This window comes from Variovorax sp. 22077 (genome assembly GCF_052044195.1).
Lineage (GTDB): Bacteria > Pseudomonadota > Gammaproteobacteria > Burkholderiales > Burkholderiaceae_C > Variovorax > Variovorax atrisoli.
On sequence record NZ_JBQEQC010000007.1, the window covers coordinates 159,239 to 174,575 of the forward strand.

15 protein-coding genes are annotated in these 15,337 nt (G+C 69.8%); 8 read left to right on the top strand and 7 right to left on the bottom strand.

The genetic code is table 11. The annotated features are described in order from the left end of the window. From ACTJLF_RS12530 to ACTJLF_RS12540, 3 genes are all read right to left on the bottom strand, one after another. Complete coding sequence (locus ACTJLF_RS12530) at positions 1–1,368, bottom strand: MmgE/PrpD family protein (RefSeq protein ID WP_132752429.1); 1,368 nt, start codon at positions 1,366–1,368, stop codon at positions 1–3. 110 nt (positions 1,369–1,478) lie between these two features. Then, complete coding sequence (locus tag ACTJLF_RS12535; RefSeq protein ID WP_440883178.1) at positions 1,479–2,642, bottom strand: acyl-CoA dehydrogenase family protein; 1,164 nt, start codon at positions 2,640–2,642, stop codon at positions 1,479–1,481. A 19-nt stretch (positions 2,643–2,661) separates the two neighbouring features. Continuing rightward, the gene (locus ACTJLF_RS12540; RefSeq protein WP_019654237.1) at positions 2,662–3,447 is read right to left on the bottom strand and encodes a citryl-CoA lyase; all 786 of its coding nucleotides are present in this window, start codon (positions 3,445–3,447) and stop codon (positions 2,662–2,664) included. 107 nt (positions 3,448–3,554) lie between these two features. On the opposite strand from ACTJLF_RS12540, the gene ACTJLF_RS12545 reads away from it, so the two are divergent. The 5 genes from ACTJLF_RS12545 to ACTJLF_RS12565 all read left to right on the top strand — a co-directional run bounded on the left by ACTJLF_RS12545 (position 3,555) and on the right by ACTJLF_RS12565 (position 9,721). Then, complete coding sequence (locus ACTJLF_RS12545; protein WP_440883179.1) at positions 3,555–5,876, top strand: acyl-CoA dehydrogenase; 2,322 nt, start codon at positions 3,555–3,557, stop codon at positions 5,874–5,876. A 160-nt stretch (positions 5,877–6,036) separates the two neighbouring features. Then, the gene (locus ACTJLF_RS12550; RefSeq protein ID WP_126182773.1) at positions 6,037–7,023 is read left to right on the top strand and encodes a Bug family tripartite tricarboxylate transporter substrate binding protein; all 987 of its coding nucleotides are present in this window, start codon (positions 6,037–6,039) and stop codon (positions 7,021–7,023) included. A gap of 3 nt (positions 7,024–7,026) precedes the next feature. Beyond that, on the top strand, positions 7,027–8,529 hold the full coding sequence (locus ACTJLF_RS12555) for a class I adenylate-forming enzyme family protein (RefSeq protein ID WP_440883180.1): 1,503 nt from the start codon (positions 7,027–7,029) through the stop codon (positions 8,527–8,529). Between the two features lie 152 nt (positions 8,530–8,681). Further along, positions 8,682–8,861 (top strand): DUF3606 domain-containing protein, encoded by a 180-nt coding sequence (locus ACTJLF_RS12560; RefSeq protein ID WP_019654233.1) that lies wholly within the window; start codon positions 8,682–8,684, stop codon positions 8,859–8,861. Between the two features lie 179 nt (positions 8,862–9,040). After that, positions 9,041–9,721, top strand: coding sequence for a hypothetical protein (locus ACTJLF_RS12565; RefSeq protein WP_019654232.1), 681 nt, complete (start codon positions 9,041–9,043; stop codon positions 9,719–9,721). Here ACTJLF_RS12565 and ACTJLF_RS12570 read toward each other — a convergent pair. Continuing rightward, positions 9,664–10,959 carry a DNA topoisomerase IB gene (locus ACTJLF_RS12570; RefSeq protein WP_440883181.1) on the bottom strand — a complete coding sequence of 432 codons (1,296 nt, stop codon included), beginning with the start codon at positions 10,957–10,959 and terminating at the stop codon, positions 9,664–9,666. The two genes, ACTJLF_RS12565 and ACTJLF_RS12570, sit on opposite strands and share 58 nt — an antisense overlap. A 153-nt stretch (positions 10,960–11,112) precedes the next feature. On the opposite strand from ACTJLF_RS12570, the gene ACTJLF_RS12575 reads away from it, so the two are divergent. The 3 genes from ACTJLF_RS12575 to ACTJLF_RS12585 are packed head-to-tail and all read left to right on the top strand — an operon-like array spanning position 11,113 to position 12,704. Further along, entirely contained in the window at positions 11,113–12,156 is a 1,044-nt protein-coding gene (locus ACTJLF_RS12575) for a purine-nucleoside phosphorylase (RefSeq protein WP_440883182.1), read from the top strand. A 2-nt stretch (positions 12,157–12,158) separates the two neighbouring features. Next, on the top strand, positions 12,159–12,515 hold the full coding sequence (locus ACTJLF_RS12580) for a hypothetical protein (RefSeq protein ID WP_440883183.1): 357 nt from the start codon (positions 12,159–12,161) through the stop codon (positions 12,513–12,515). 39 nt (positions 12,516–12,554) lie between these two features. Continuing rightward, complete coding sequence (locus tag ACTJLF_RS12585) at positions 12,555–12,704, top strand: hypothetical protein (RefSeq protein ID WP_440883184.1); 150 nt, start codon at positions 12,555–12,557, stop codon at positions 12,702–12,704. Positions 12,705–12,707: 3 nt separating this feature from the next. On the opposite strand, the gene ACTJLF_RS12590 is transcribed toward ACTJLF_RS12585, so the two are convergent. The 3 genes from ACTJLF_RS12590 to ACTJLF_RS12600 form a co-directional block, all read right to left on the bottom strand. Next, on the bottom strand, positions 12,708–13,403 hold the full coding sequence (locus ACTJLF_RS12590) for a TIGR02117 family protein (protein WP_440883185.1): 696 nt from the start codon (positions 13,401–13,403) through the stop codon (positions 12,708–12,710). A 7-nt stretch (positions 13,404–13,410) separates the two neighbouring features. After that, on the bottom strand, positions 13,411–14,604 hold the full coding sequence (gene dinB, locus ACTJLF_RS12595; RefSeq protein WP_440883238.1) for a DNA polymerase IV: 1,194 nt from the start codon (positions 14,602–14,604) through the stop codon (positions 13,411–13,413). A 115-nt stretch (positions 14,605–14,719) separates the two neighbouring features. After that, a complete protein-coding gene (locus ACTJLF_RS12600; RefSeq protein WP_440883186.1) occupies positions 14,720–15,337 on the bottom strand; it encodes a YiiX family permuted papain-like enzyme in 618 nt (205 codons plus the stop codon).

Below are 15,337 nucleotides of genomic sequence, written 5' to 3' on the forward strand. Positions count from 1 at the left end.
TCAAGCCAGCCAGCGTCCCACGCGCGGCGTGTCGGCCAGTTGCCAGACGCGCCGGCACAGCGCCTTCGCCTCCTCGGCCGTGGCGCCTTCGCCGTAGTGCGCGAGGCGCTGCATCTTGTCCTCGATCTCCGTGCGACTCAGGCTGTTGCCGGGGTCGCCCTTGGGCTCGTCCACGCGGCCTTGCAGCGTGCGGCCGTCGGCGGTCTGCACGCTGACCTTGCCGATCCAGCGTGCCGGGTAGGCCGTGTCGACTTCCTCGTCGAGCTGCATCGTCACCTTCTCGCGGAAGGCCGAGACCTCGGGCGCGAGGAAGTCGCGGTCGAACTCGCCCAGGCCCGCGCGGCCGTGCACGGCGATCAGGCCCAGCACCGTGCCCATCGAGAACTTGCCCTGGTGCACCGTGGCTGGAACGTCGACGCGGCCCAGCACGTCGATGGCGCCCTGGTGCACATGCGTGGTCACGCGCGACACGTCGGCCGGCTTCAGCCTGTTCTGCTGCATCACCTGCAGCAGCGCGTCGGCGGCGGGGTGGGTGTGGCGGCAGGAGGCGTGGTACTTGAAGGAGGTCTCGGCCAGCGTCCAGCGCGTGCCCAGGCCGTCGGTGAGCTTCGCCGGGTCGGCATCGCTCGACATGCCCACGCCCAGGCCCTGCGCGCCTTCGAGGATCTTCGCGGCCCCGGTGAAGCCGTCCTGCGCGAGGTAGGCCGACATCAGCCCGCTGGCGGCGGCGTGCGCACAGTGCAGCTGCTTGGAATCCGCCGCGTCGCGCAGGAACTCCCACACGCCGGCCGACTGCGTGCCTGCCGAGCCGAAGGCGTGCAGCATCTGCTGCGGCGAGAGCTCCAGCAGCCGGCCCACCGCCGCGGCCGACGCGAGGGTGCCCGCCGTCGCGGTCGTGTGGAAGGTCTTGTAGTGCGAGCGGCCGAGGAATTCACCCACGCGGATGCCGACCTCGTAGCCTGCGACGACGGCCGTGAGCAGCTGCGCACCGCTCGCGCCGATGCTCTGCGCCACGGCCAGGGCTGGCGCGATGACGACTGCGGCCGGGTGGAACACCGAGCCGTTGTGCACGTCGTCCTGCTCCACGAAATGCGAGGCCGCCGCGTTGACCAGCGCGGCGAACACCGGCGAAGTGGTGCGCCGCGAGGTCAGCAGTTCGCTGGGGCCTTCGGCGGGCCCCATCATCTGCGCGAAGCGCTCGATGCTGCGCACCGGACGCGCCGTGCGCGCGGCGAGCACGGAGCCCAGCCAGTCGAGCATCAGGTCCTCGGTGCGGCGAAGCACGGGCGCGGGGATGGCGTCGAACTTCAGGTCGGCAGCGAACGTGGCGAGCACCTTGCTCGGATGGTCGACAGCGGCGGACGTCATGAATGATCCTTTCGTGGAATGCCGCGGAACCGGCCTTGCCGGGCCGCAGGCGTTGCCCCCAGCAAGGGGGTTGGCGAAGCGACACGAAGTGCGCGAAGCCTGGGGGTTAGTCAAAACGAACGGGGGAGGCTGAGCATGTGTTCGGCGACGTAGCTCAGGATGAGGTTGGTCGAGATCGGCGCCACCTGGTACAGCCGCGTCTCCCTGAACTTGCGCTCGATGTCGTATTCGCAGGCGAAGCCGAAGCCGCCATGGAACTGCAGGCAGGCATTGGCCGCCTCCCAGCTCGCCTTGGCAGCGAGGTACTTCGCCATGTTGGCCTGCGCACCGCAGGGCTGGTGCGCGTCGAAGAGGCGGCAGGCCTCGTAGCGCATGAGGTTGGCCGCCTCCACCTCGATGAACGACTCGGCAATGGGGAACTGCACGCCCTGGTTCTGGCCGATGGGCCTGCCGAACACCACGCGCTCCTTCGTGTACTTCGTGACCCGGTCGATGAACCAGTAGCCGTCGCCGATGCACTCGGCCGCGATCAGCGTGCGCTCCGCGTTGAGCCCGTCGAGGATGTACTTGAAGCCCTGGCCTTCCTCGCCGATGAGGTTCTCGGCCGGGATCTCCAGGTTCTCGAAGAACAGCTCGTTGGTCTCGTGGTTCACCATGTTGAGGATGGGCCGCACTTCCAGCCCCTTGCCGATGGCCTCGCGCAGGTCGACGATGAAGATCGACATGCCTTCCGACTTCTTCTTCACCTCCGAAAGCGGCGTGGTGCGCGCCAGCAGGATCATCAGGTCGGAGTGCTGGATGCGCGAGATCCACACCTTCTGGCCGTTGACGACGTAGCGGTCGCCCTTCCTCACGGCGGTCGTCTTGATCTTGGTCGTGTCGGTGCCGGTGGTGGGCTCGGTCACGCCCATGGACTGCAGGCGCAGTTCGCCGTTGGCGATCTTGGGCAGGTAGGCGCGCTTCTGCGCCTCGCTGCCGTGGCGCAGCAGCGTGCCCATGTTGTACATCTGGCCGTGGCAGGCGCCCGAGTTGCCGCCGCAGCGGTTGATCTCTTCCATGATGACCGAGGCCTCGGTCAGGCCCAGGCCAGAGCCGCCGTACTCCTGCGGAATCAGCGCGGCCATCCAGCCGGCCCTGGTGAGCGCGTCGACGAATTCGGCGGGGTAGCCGCGCGCCTCGTCGATCCTGCGGAAGTAGGCGTCGGGAAACTGCGCGCACAGGTCGCGCACGGCATCGCGGATGTCGGGAAAGTTCTTGTCGTTGGCGTTGTTCATCGGTTCTTGCTGCTGCTGTTCAGTCCTGGCGCGGCTCGCCCGCTTCCTTCTCCACGCGCTGCCAGATCTCGACGGCCATCGGGTCGTCGATCTCTTCCAGGATGTGGCCCACCAGCCCGATGGCCCGCGCCATCACGCCGAAGCCGCGGATGATCTTCCAGGGAAAGCCGAACTCGGCCGCGATCGCGCCGATGGCGCCGGTCGCGTTGATCGGCAGCGACTTGCCCGACACGCGCTCGGCTTCCTCCTGCACCGCCTGCATCAGCGCGACGTAGTGCGTGGAAAGCCCGTTCTCCGCCGCGATCTGGAAGAGCCGCGGCGTGCGCGGGTCGATGGGCTTGTGCAGCGGATGGCCCAGCCCCGGCACGATCAGCTTGCGCGCTCGGTGGTCGGCCACGATGTCCTTGGCCATGTCTGCCAGCGGGCGGGAGGGTGTCTCGCCGAAGGGAATCGCCTCGTAGAGCATCTTCGCGGCGCCCTCGGTGCTGCCGACGAACACCGTGCCCAGCCCGCACAGACCCGCCGCCACGGCCGCCTGCAGCGCCTCGGGTGCGCCTGCATAGGTGAGGCGCGCCGCCAGCGCGCTGGGCGTGACGCCGTGCTCCACCAGCGTGACGACGATGGCGTTGAAGGTCACCGACTCCTGCGGCGTGGGAATGCGCCCGGTCAGCTCCAGGAAAGCCATGTCGCCCAGGTTGAGGTGGCCGAGGATCTCCGAAGGCAGGTCGCGCCCGCGCACGGTGATCCGGTCGGGCGTGCTGCGGCCCAGCTCCGTGTGCAGGGATTTCTTGATCTTGGTGGTCATGGGGCCGAATCTAGCCCGCACGCGCGCGCAGCGGCTCTCTGATTGCGAAACCCTCCCTTCGGCAAATGCAAATGCCGCTTTGCGGGGCCTTCTGTCACGCTGCGGCGATGGACCTCGAATCACTTGCTGCAGTGCGCGAATCGGCACTGGACTACTTCGAACGCAGCCGTGCCCTGCAGCGCCGGCGCGAGCGCATGGAGCGCCCCGGCGGCGACGAGGCCGAGGGCTGGCAGGACATCGCCGCACTCGGCTGGACCGGCATGCTGGCACCCGAGTCGGCCGCAGGGCTGGCGCTGGGGCTCGACGGAGCTGGCGAGATCTTCCGCGCAGCCGGCGAGCATGCGGCACCCCAGCCGCTCTTGGCCGTGGCCGGCCTCGGCGCGCTGCTGCTGGCGCGGCTGGGCACGCCCGGCGCGAACGCGCTGCTCGCCGAGCTGGTCGCAGGCCGCAGCCTGCCCGCGCTCGCATGGCAGGAGAGCGCGGGCGACCTGAGCGCGGTGCCGCTGGCCTGCGGCTGCGAGGCCCGACCCGGGGGCGGCGTGCTGCTGCAGGGCGAGAAGCTGATGGTGCTGCCCGGCGCGGCCGCCAGCGGCTGGCTGGTGTCGGCGCGCGGTGACGACGACGCCGTGCTGCTGTGGGTGCCGCGCGGCACCGCAGGCGTGATCGAAACGCCGGTACCGCTGGTCGATGGCAGCCAGGCTTCGAACCTGCGCTTCGAGCAGGTCGTGCTGCCGGCCGATGCGGTGCTCGCCGATGGCCCGGCCGCGCAGGAGGCGCTGCGCCATGCGCTCGCGGCCGGCCAGATCCTGCAGTCGGCGGAACTGCTGGGCGCGGGGCAGGCGATGCTGGCGCAGACGCTGGCCTACCTGCGCACCCGCTCGCAGTTCGGCAAGCCCATCGGCAGCTTCCAGGCGCTGCAGCACCGATGCGTCGACATGTTCATCCACCTCGAAGTGGCGAAGGCCACGCTGGACGAAGTGCTGGCGCTCGCGGCGCAGGGCCTGCCGGCGCAGCGGCTCGAGGCCGAGGCCAGCCGCGTCAACGCGCGCTGCACCGCCGCCGCGCTGCAGGCCTCGCGAGCGTCCGTGCAGCTGCACGGCGCCATCGGCTACACGCAGGAGTGCGACCTGAGCCTGTTCTACAAGCGGGTGCTGTGCCTCTCGGCATGGCTGGGCAACGCGAGCGCGCATCAGCGCAGGCATGCCGTGCTGTCGGGCGATGCGGAGGCCGCGTCCGGCGTGGCCGGGTGGAACGGCGAGTTTCCGCGCACCGCCGACTGGTCCGCCATGCCCGAGGCCGACTTCCGCCGCATGGTGCGCGCCTTCCTGCAGCAGCGATATCCGCAGCAGCTGCGCTACCTCTCGCACCGTGCGCGCTGGAGCGAGATGCGCGAGTGGTACCTCACGCTCTCGGCACAGGGCTGGATCGCGCCGGCATGGCCGCAGTCGCACGGCGGCATGGGGCTGCCCGCGGACAAGCTCATCGCATGGATCGAGGAGCTGGAGCAGTTCGGCGTGGCGCGCGCGCCCGACCAGGGCATCGTGATGATCGGGCCTCTGCTGATCCAGCACGGCACGCCGCAGCAGCAGCAACGCTTCCTGCCGCGCATCCTCAGCGGCGAGCATGTGTGGTGCCAGGGTTATTCGGAGCCCAATGCCGGCTCCGACCTCGCGGGCCTGCGCACCGAGGCGATGCCGGCGCGCGACGCGCAGGGCGAGCACTTCATCGTCAACGGCCAGAAGATATGGACCACGCTCGCGCAGGACGCCAATCACATCTTCATGCTGGTGCGCACCGACAAGGACGCGCGCAAGCAGGAGGGCATCAGCTTCCTGCTGTGCGACCTGCGCACGCCGGGCATCACCATCCGGCCGATCCACACGCTGGCGGGCGAGCCGGAGTTCTGCGAGGTGTTCTTCGACAACGTGCGCGTGCCGGCCGAGAACCTCGTGGGCAGGCTGCACGGCGGCTGGAGCATCGCGAAGGCGCTGCTGGGCTTCGAGCGCATCTTCCTGGGCAGCCCCAAGCAGTCGCAGTACGCACTGGGCCAGCTCGCGCGGCTGGCGCAGGCGCGGCGTCTCTTCGCCGACCCGGTGTTCGCGCAGCGCTTCGCGGCATTGCGGCTCGACGTGCTCGACCTCTCGGCCGCCTACACCGGCTTCGCGAACATCGTGCGCGCGGGCAAGCCGCTGCCGGCCTCGGTGTCGCTGCTGAAGATCTGGGCGAGCGAGACCTACCACCGCATCGGCGCGCTGCTGGTCGAGGCCGGCGAGGAGCAGGGCGCCGTGGCCGGCGACCAGGTGCTCGACGGCCAGACCTTCAACGTGCTCTCGCCGCTCATCGGCTCCACCGCCGCAATGATCTATGGCGGCACCAACGAGATACAGCGCAACATCCTCGCGCGGCAGGTTCTGGACTTGCCCGCATGAGGCTCACCCCCGGCCTTCGCGCACTTCGTGTCGCCGCGCCAACCCCCTGCCGGGGGCGACACCTGCGGCCTGGCAAAGCCGGTTCCGCGGTGTTCCACGAAAGAACGGTCCTGCCTGGCTTTCGAGCCTGACTTGTAGATCAAAAAAGGAGACAACGCTCATGACTTCCATCGACCTTTCGCGCCGCCACATCTTGTCGGCGCTGGCGGGCAGCGCGGCGCTGGCCGCTCTGCCTTCGCGCGTGTTCGCGCAGCAGCCATTGCCACCGCTCGTCAAGCTCGTGGTCGGCTATTCGGCCGGCGGTCCCGTGGACGGCGCTGCGCGCCTGCTCGCGCCCGCACTGAGCCAGGAGCTGGGCACGCAGGTGATCGTGGACAACCGGCCCGGCGCCAGCGGCTCGCTCGGCGGCGACGCAGTGGCCAAGGCCGCGCCCGACGGTGCCACGCTGTTCTTCGGCGCGAGCCCGACGATCACCATCAACCCCAACGTGCAGCGCCACATGGCCTTCGACCCGATGAAGGACCTCGCGCCCATCGCGCCGCTGGTGGACTACACCAACGTGCTGGTCGTCAACAACGAGGTGCCGGTGCGCAGCGTGGCCGAGCTGCTGGCCTATGCGAAGGCGCGGCCGGGCAAGGTGTTCTACGGATCGGCCGGCGTGGGCGCCTCCAACCACCTGAGCGGCGCGCTGCTGGAGAAGATGGCCGGCGTGCAGCTCACCCACGTACCGTACAAGGGCAGCGCGCCCGCGCTCGCCGACGTGATGGCCGGCAACGTGACCATGATGTTCGACATCATCGCCACCTCCAGGCCCTTCATCCAGACGGGAAAGGTGCGTGCGCTGGCCGTCACCTCGCGCCAGCGCAACCGCATGCTGCCCGATGTGCCCACCATGGTCGAGTCGGGCCTGCCGGGCTACGACGTGGGCGGCTGGTTCGGCCTGTACGGGCCGGCGCGCATCGACCCGGCGCTGGTCGCGCGCATCAACGCCGCCGCGCAGAAGATGCTGGCGCGCGAGGACATCGCCGGCCGGCTGCGCGAGCAGGGCTACGACGTGTGGTCGGGTGCGGCGGAGGTGCTGGCGACAAAGGGCAGGTCCGACCGGCAGCTGTGGGCGACCGCTTCCAAGGGCATCGAGGCGGAATAAGCGATGCGGCGGATCCATCACCTGCTCGAAGAGCGTGCGGCGAGCACGCCCGATGCTGTCTTTCTCTTCGAGCCCCACGGCACGACCAGCTACGCGCAGCTCCAGTCCATGGTCGAAGTCGCCACGCAAGACCTCCTTGCCGCCGGTGTGCGGCCGACCGATCGCGTGCTGCTGGTGGCGGAGAACTGCGCCGCGCACATCGCGCTCATCATGGCCTGCAGCCGCGTGGGCGCGTGGTCTTGCGGCGTGAACGCGCGCATGTCGCCGGGCGAGATCGCGGCGATCGCCGAGCAGGCGGATACGCGGCTGTGCTGCTACACGACGGGAGCCTCCGAGGCCGCTGCGCAGCATGCGGGCAGGGCCGGTGCGAAGCCGGCTTCGCTGGAAGGCGTGATGCGCTCGGCCACTCGCGAAGGCGCACGCACCGAGCCCGACGCGGCGCTGGCCGACACGGCCGCCATCATCTTCACCTCCGGGACCTCGGGCACGCCCAAGGGCGTGATGGTGTCGCATCGCGGCCTGCTGCACTTCGGACGCGTGTCGGCGCGGATCCGCGCGCTGGGCGGGCACGACCGCGTCTATGCCTTCCTGCCGATGACGCACATCTTCGGCATCGGCACCGTGCTGATGGCCGCGCTCAGCGGAGGCGCTTCGCTGGTGCTGCGCGGCAGCTTCTCGCCGGCCGACGTGCTGCACGCGCTGGCCAGCGAGCAGGTGTCGAACCTGCTCGGCCCGCCGACGATGTATGCGCGCTTGCTGGCCCACATCGAGGCCGAGCATGCGGCGCCGTGCTTTCCGCACCTGCGCTACGTCTACACCGGCTCGGCGCCGCTCGATCCGGCGCTCAAGCAGCGTGTCGAGCGGCTCTTCGGCCAGCCGCTGCACTACGGCTACGGGCTGTCGGAATACGCAGGCTCGGTGTTTCTCACGCGCACCGAGTCGCCACGCGCCGATACGTCTGCCGGACATGCGGTGGAGGGCGGCGAGGCGCGCATCGTCGACCCCGAAGGCAACGACGTGGCGCAGGGCGACACGGGCGAGATCTGGCTGCGCGGCCCCGGCCTGATGCTGGGCTACTTCCGCGACGCGGCGGCCACCGCGCAGGTGATGCGACCCGGCGGCTGGTACGCCAGCGGCGACCTGGGGCGCTTCGGCGACGACGGCGCGCTGTTCGTGGTCGGGCGGCTGAAGGAAATGATCATCCGCTCGGGCTTCAACGTGTACCCGGCGGAGATCGAGGCGGTCATCGGCCGCTTCGAGGGCGTGCACCTGTGCGCGGTGATCGGTGTGCCCGAGGCCGACGGCAACGAGCAGGTGGTCGCCTTCATCGAGCTGAAGCCGGGGGCGACGCTCGACGAGGCCGGGCTGCGCACGCACCTGGCCGGGAACCTGTCGCCCTACAAGCGCCCCGCGCGCATCGAGCTGATCGATGCGATGCCCACCACGGCCAACGGCAAGCTGCTCAAGCGCGAGCTGAAGGCGCGCTGCGTGCCGGCGGCCGGCTGAGCGGGCGCGAGCGCCTTCGCCGAAGGCCTTCGCGTGCCTCGGCCCTCACACCCGGCTCGTACGGACTTCTCCTGCAAGCGGGTGCGCCGCCGTCTGCCAGAAGGCTCTCGATGCGGCTCGCAAGGTAAGGCCTTCTGCAAAGGAAAAACACCATGGCCGATGACCTGAACAAGCGCGGGCCGCAGGATGGCGCCCGCATCAACGTGAACGAGGCGCACGAGGTGCGCTACTGGACCCAGACGCTCGGCGTGACCGAGGCGCAGCTGCGCTCGGCCATCGCGGCGGCGGGTGTGCAGGTGAAGGACGTGCGCGCGTACCTCGGCAAGCCCTGAATCCGGTTCCGGAGGCTCCGGAGCTCCGGCAGGGGCCCGGGCGGAGGCGGCATCACGGTAGGCACCCTCCTACACCTGTGGGAGGGCCTGATACTTCATACTTGTTACCAGAACGTTTCTGGAGGCAAGCTGCTCTTGACCCTGCCGATGATCAACCCGATGCCCGTGTCCGCCGCCCGATGAAATCCTCGCCGAGTGCGCGCAGCTGGATCGCGGCCGGCGTGCGTCACGAACTCCTCACGCGCGCGCTGCCCGCCCTGCGCCACGACATGGCCGCCCCGGTCTCGGTGATCCGCATGGCGCTGCTCATGCTCAAGCGGCAGATCAGCGCGCCGACCGTCGACACCACGGCCTGCGAAGAGCGGGTGGGGCTGATCGACACCCAGGTTTCCGAACTGGTGGAGGCGATCCGCTCGCTGCGCGACTGGGAGCTCGCGACTGTCGACGACGGCATCACCCGCAGCGCGCTGGTGTCCCAGTGCGTGACCCTGATGCGCGCCGCCTTCGACCTGCACGGCGTGACGCTCGAGAAGGACGAGTCCCTGAACCCGTCCGACGACGAGCAGCGCTGGCCTGCAGCGGCCGCGCTGCGCTACCTCTTCCTGGGTGCGATGGGCTACCTGCACGACGGCGCCGAAGAGGCCGGCACCATCCGCATCGAGGCCGACGGCGCGAATGCGCTGCGCCTCGTGGCGCTGCCGCGCGAAGCGGACGCTTCCGAAGCCGTGCTCGACGCACATCGCGCGCCGCGCGCCCTGGCCATCGACGCGGTTGCGCTGCAGAACCTGGCGGAAGACCTGGGCTACGCCGTGGCGCTCGATGCGACCAGCGTGCGCCTGGTGCTCGCCACCCGCAACTGAGGCTTTTGCTTTCCGGCCACGGGCCGCGCGGCGCGACGCTGCTCGCGCCGTGTCCGTCCGTTCTTCTCGCGAGCGGCCTCGCGCGTCTGCCGGGCCTGGTCGCGCCGATGCGCCTTCAGGAACGACAGCAGCCGGCGTTCCGCCGCATGCAGCCCTCGCGAAGGCCTCGCGGTGCGGCTGCCGCCGATCTTCTCGAACAGCGCGGCGGTGGCCTCGTCGCCATCCGACAGCGCGCTGCCCAGCGCCAGCACCGCAGGGTGCACGTAGGCCTTCTTGCAGACGGCGGGTGTGTTGCCCAGCTGCTTGGCCACCGCACCGAGGATGTCCTTGGCGCTGTAGCGGCTGCCGTCGGCGGCGGTGCGGCCGGGCTCGCAGGCCAGCCGGGTGAGCTCCAGCGCCTGCACCGTGCCGTGCCAGGTGCGGAAGTCCTTCGCGGTGAAGCGTTCGCCGCCGGCGGCTTCGGCCAGGTAGTCGTTCACGTCGGTCGACGAGACGCCGCGCAGCTCGCCGGTCTTGCCGTTGCCTTCCTCATCCTCGTCGACGTACTGGAAAAGTGCCTGCCCCGGCAGCTGCTGGCATTGCCGCACCACCTTGGCGACGCGCGGATCGTCGAGCTGCGCCTCGTGCATCACGCCGCTCTTGCCGCGGAAGCGCAGCTTGAGCGCCTGGCCCTTCACCGTCGCATGCCGGTTGCGCAGCGTGGTGAGGCCGAAGGAGCCGTTGCTGCTCGCGTATTCCTCGTTGCCAACGCGCATCAGCGTGGTGTCGAGCAGCCGCACCAGCGCCGCGAGCACCTGGGCGCGGCCGGGCATCTTGCGGCCCGGGGGCAGCCGCAGGTCGCGCGCCACGCGGGCACGGATGCCCGGCAGCGCGAGCGCAAAGGCTTCGAGCCGTTCGAACTTGGTCTCGTCCTTCATCGAGCGCCAGTCGGCGTGGTAGCGGTACTGCTTGCGGCCGCGCGCGTCGATGCCGGTGGCCTGCAGGTGGCCGTTGGGCAGCGGGCAGATCCACACCTGGGTGTAGGCCGGCGGAATGGCCAGCATGCGGATGCGCGAGAGCTCGTCGGCGTCGCGCACCCACATGCCGCGGGCGTCGCGGTAGCGGAAGCGGTCGCCGTGCTTCAGGCGGCGGATGCCGGGCATGTCGGGGTTCACGTAGACCAGGCCGTTGGCGATGGGCGTCGGCCTGGACGGGGGCCTGGCGGTCGAGGAGGAGGAAGAAGAGGAAGGTGCCGGCATGGGGCTTGCGTGGTGGCGTTACACCTTGCTTTTGCCAGCACCGACAATCCACGGGTGTAGGACGCCGCAGGCGCCGGCGGTGCGCCGGGTGCGCTTGCGGCGCCGGTGCCTCCGTTCTTCTCCGCAGTTTTCTCTCTCTTACCGGGTTCCAGAATGAGTTCGTCCAAGTCTTCCCTTTTCGCCGTCCGCTGGCTGGCCGTGCCGGCAGCGGCGCTGCTGCTCACCGCCTGCGCCTCCACGTCCACGACCACGGCTCCTGCTGCGGCCGCGCCCGTGAAGGTCAAGGTCTTCGTCGCCGCCATGTTCGAGATCGGCAAGAACACCGGCGACCGCGCCGGCGAGTTCCAGCACTGGTACGAGCGCTACTGGAAGGACGCCAAGGCCATCACGGTGCCCGGCGCGCTGCAGCCCGTGTACTGCAACGCCGACGGCGTGTGCGGCTCGGTGCTCGGCATGGGCAAGGTGAATTCGTCGTCGTCGATGCAGGCCATCCTGCTGAACCCGCAGTTCGACTTCTCGCAGAGCTACTACGTCATCTCGGGCGTGGCCGGCACGCCGCCCTCGCGCGGCACCATCGGCGAGGTCAGCTGGGCCACATGGCTGGTCGACTACGACCTGGGCCACCGCTGGGCGCCCGAGGAGAACAAGCCCGGCGAGCCCACCTTCATGCCGCGCAAGGGCTACGAGGAATACCGCCGCTTCAAGCTCAACCCCGATCTCGTGAGCTGGGCCATGAAGCTCTCGGCCGACACGCCCCTGAAGGACTCCGAATCGGCCCGCAAGTACCGCCTGCGCTACCCCGACGCGGCCGCGCGCCGCGCACCCTTCGTCGGCACCGGCACCCACATGACCGGCGACACCTTCTTCCATGGCCCCGGCATGTCGAAGCAGGCGCAGTACATCGCCAAGCTCTACGGCGCCGACGACTACGTCATCACCGAGATGGAGGCCGCCGCCATCACCCTCGTCATCAAGCGCACCCACGGCACCGACCGCGTGATGAGCCTGCGCGGCGCCGTCAACTTCGACCAGGGCAACCCGAAGGAAACCACGCTGCAGCACCTCGACCCCGCACCGGGCGAGACGGCCGGCGGCTTCGCCGAGACGGTGGAGAACATCGAGCTGGTGGGCAGCCGCGTGGTCGATCACATCGTCGCGAACTGGTCGAAGTGGTCGGGCGGAGTGCCGAAGCCCTGAACGTGACGGACGATCCCGCCATGTGGCTGGCCGTGCAGAGCATCCGCTGCCTCTGGACGAAAGCCGGGCGCGATGCGGAGCAAGGCAGGCTGCGCAACCAGGCGCCGATGCGCCTGCCCCTCACCGGGCTCGAGATGCAACTGCTGGAGCCGCCCGTCGTGGGCGGCGTGCTGTGGCAGGAGATCTCGTTGCGTCCCGACGGCGGGGCGTTAGAGAGCCAGTCTGTCGCGCCAGCCGCCTGGAAGTCATGGAACGCGCACCAGCTGCGCGAGCAGGGTTATGAATGGCGCGCGCAGCCGGGCGGCATGGCCATCGGATGGTGGCACGGCGGCGCGGTGCGGCACACCGGTCGGCCGTAACCGCTGGGCGTCCTGCGGCCCGGCCAGTGGCTGCGCGTGGTGACGCACCGGCGTGCCAACGGGTGGGATGGCTGGGCCTGGGAGAGGCGCGCGACCAACCTCATGTGCGTGGATCGCACGCACGCGCTCGACGTCTTCGCGAGCACGCCGCCGGTGCGCGTGTTCAACGAGGAGCCGCACCTCTACTGACTTCTACCGGATCGCGCCGGGCCGCACCGGCTCAAGGTGCCACGTCACCGTGAAGTCGAACGGCGTCCAGCGGCTCGCGGTGACGCCTGCCTGCCTCAGGCCGCGGCCGGTCCAGGTGTTGCAGGTCTCGAAGAGGTTGTAGCCGCCTTCGGCCTCGTAGAAGGCGTCCTGGTTGTCGTAGTGCGCGCCCGCGATGGGTGTGGCGCGGCCCGATGGCAGCGCGGCGCGCACGTAGGCTGCGAGATGCGCGTACTGCGCCTGCGTGAGCGGCAGCGCGAAGGCGACTTGCCCCAGCTGGCCGCGCCGCAGGTAGCTCACGTGAAGCAGCGCGCGGTTGCCTCCGGCCAGGGCTGCGAGCGCGCGCGATGCGGTCAGGTCGGCCCAGGTGGGTGTGTTCAGGTAGAACTCGCGGTCGCCCCAGCCGATGGCGATGAATTCGGCGTCGGGTGGCGGCGCCCTGAAGTCCTTCAGCGGAAAGAGCTGCAGCCAGTCGACGGTGGCCGAGCGGATCGGGAACACGTAGTCGGTATGCACGCCGTTGCTCAGCACCCAGGCCTGCACCTCGGCGACCGCATTCTTCGGTGCTTCGGCGTTGGCGGGCCACAGCACCAGTGCGCAGGCCGTGGCCACGTACAGGCCCACGAGTGAGACGAAACCCAGCAGGGTGAAGACGATGCGCCGCAGCCAGCGTCCGGCCATCGCGCCCTCAGAAGAGCGACGCGGTGGTCGCCACCGGCTCGGCCGCCACGCGGTGCGTGCCGGTGGCGGCGGGCGCCAGGGCCTCGGGGCTGCCGGCCTTCGCCAGTGTGCCCACGCGCACGCCCAGCAGGCGCAGGGGGCGCTCCAGCGGCACGCGCTTCAGGCACAGGCCGCCGGTGTGGCGGATGGTCTTGGCGTCGTCGGTGAAGCGGTCGATGGTCTGGTCGCGCGTGGCGATCCTGAAATCGTCGTAGCGCAGCTTGATGCCGATGGTCTTGCCCACGTAGCCCTTGCGCTGCAGGTCCGCGGCCAACTGCTCGCACAGCCTGGTGAAGATCGCGCCCAGTTCGGCGCGGTCGCGCACCGCGTGCAGGTCGCGGTCGAAGGTGGTCTCTCGGCTCATCGACACCGGCTCGCTCTCGGTCACCACGGGACGGTCGTCGCGACCCCATGACACCTCGTGCATCCACGCGCCGGTGGCCTTGCCGAAGTTGGCGATGAGCCAGTCGCGGTCGCGCGCCGCGAGCTGGCCCACGGTCTCGATGCCGAAGCGCTTGAGCTTCTCGTCGGCCTTGGGGCCGATGCCGTTCACCTTGCGGCAGGGCAGCGGCCAGATCAGCTTTTCCAGGTCGTCCTCGTAGACGATCGAGATGCCGTTGGGCTTGTTGAACTCGCTCGCCATCTTGGCGATGAGCTTGTTGGGCGCCACGCCGATGGAGCAGGTGAGCCCGGTGGCGTCGAAGATGGCCTTCTGCAGCAGCCGGGCCAGCGAGCGCCCGCCCTCGCGCTGACCGCCGGGCACGTCGGTGAAGTCGATGTAGACCTCGTCCACGCCCCGGTCTTCCATGAGCGGCGCGACCTCCAGGATGATCTTCTTGAAGGCGCGCGAGTAGCGGCGGTACTCGTCGAAGTCCACCGGCAGGATGATCGCCTGCGGGCACAGCTTGGCCGCCTTCATGAGCCCCATTGCCGAGCCCACGCCGAACTGCCGCGCGGGGTAGGTGGCGGTGGTGATCACGCCGCGGCCGGTGTAGTCCTTGAGCAGCGGGAAGTCTTCGACCGGAATATCGGCCAGCGTGCCGCCTTCGGGCAGGTTGCGGATGGCCTCGTCCACGCGCCTGCGCCCGCCGCCGATCACCACCGCCTTGCCCTTGAGCTGCGGGTAGCGCAGCAGCTCGACGGACGCGTAGAAGGCGTCCATGTCGAGGTGCGCGATGCGGCGGATCTTCGGTGCCGATGGGGTCTGGGAGCTCACGGAAACAATTGTCTCGCGGCTGGGCGGTGCTTGCGCGTGCGGGGCGATTCGCCCGGCCCGGTCAGCGCGTCTCCACCGTCACCAGCAGCGGCGAGTCGAACATCGCCACGGGGGAGATCACGGGCTCGTCCATCGGCACCCTGTCGCCGTAGCGCTCGCGCATCTTGGCGCGAACGGCCGGGTCCTTCAGGTTGAATTCGCGGATCTTCTGCAGCTCGCCGATGCGCACGCCCAGCGCGCGCTGGTAGAGCTTCCACACGAGTTCGGAGCAATAGATGCGCTGGTCGGACCATTCGAAGGTCAGGTCGTAGGGGCGGCCTTCGAAGTCGGCCGTGCCGGCGCGCAGCCTTGCAACGGCGCCCGGCGTGAGCAGCGTGTCGGCATTGCGCAGCCGCTTGACCACGTAGTGCCCGCCGTTCCCGCGCGCCGTCCATTGCGCGAGCGGCGTGTAGCGCACGGTGGAGACCGCCTCGAACACGTAGGGCTTGCCGTTCCTCGTCAGCACGATGCCCATGTGGCTGTAGCGCGAGCCGGTCGCGCGCTGCACCGCGAGGCTCTGGGCCGAGCGCGAGGTGTGGAAGACGATGTCGCCGTCCTTCAGCCGCGTCGACGCGCGGGCGGCGCCGGCCAGAAGCAGAGACAGTGCGAGGGCGATGACTGCTGGGAGCCGGAAGGTCAT

Bases quoted from the DNA above. Each gene is read 5' to 3' on its own strand.
- ACTJLF_RS12530 (WP_132752429.1), bottom strand. From the start codon at position 1,368: ATGACGTCCGCCGCTGTCGACCATCCGAGCAAGGTGCTCGCCACGTTC.
- ACTJLF_RS12535 (WP_440883178.1), bottom strand. From the start codon at position 2,642: ATGAACAACGCCAACGACAAGAACTTTCCCGACATCCGCGATGCCGTG.
- ACTJLF_RS12540 (WP_019654237.1), bottom strand. From the start codon at position 3,447: ATGACCACCAAGATCAAGAAATCCCTGCACACGGAGCTGGGCCGCAGC.
- ACTJLF_RS12545 (WP_440883179.1), top strand. From the start codon at position 3,555: ATGGACCTCGAATCACTTGCTGCAGTGCGCGAATCGGCACTGGACTAC.
- ACTJLF_RS12550 (WP_126182773.1), top strand. From the start codon at position 6,037: ATGACTTCCATCGACCTTTCGCGCCGCCACATCTTGTCGGCGCTGGCG.
- ACTJLF_RS12555 (WP_440883180.1), top strand. From the start codon at position 7,027: ATGCGGCGGATCCATCACCTGCTCGAAGAGCGTGCGGCGAGCACGCCC.
- ACTJLF_RS12560 (WP_019654233.1), top strand. From the start codon at position 8,682: ATGGCCGATGACCTGAACAAGCGCGGGCCGCAGGATGGCGCCCGCATC.
- ACTJLF_RS12565 (WP_019654232.1), top strand. From the start codon at position 9,041: ATGAAATCCTCGCCGAGTGCGCGCAGCTGGATCGCGGCCGGCGTGCGT.
- ACTJLF_RS12570 (WP_440883181.1), bottom strand. From the start codon at position 10,959: ATGCCGGCACCTTCCTCTTCTTCCTCCTCCTCGACCGCCAGGCCCCCG.
- ACTJLF_RS12575 (WP_440883182.1), top strand. From the start codon at position 11,113: ATGAGTTCGTCCAAGTCTTCCCTTTTCGCCGTCCGCTGGCTGGCCGTG.
- ACTJLF_RS12590 (WP_440883185.1), bottom strand. From the start codon at position 13,403: ATGGCCGGACGCTGGCTGCGGCGCATCGTCTTCACCCTGCTGGGTTTC.
- dinB (WP_440883238.1), bottom strand. From the start codon at position 14,604: ATGGACGCCTTCTACGCGTCCGTCGAGCTGCTGCGCTACCCGCAGCTC.
- ACTJLF_RS12600 (WP_440883186.1), bottom strand. From the start codon at position 15,337: ATGACCTTCCGGCTCCCAGCAGTCATCGCCCTCGCACTGTCTCTGCTT.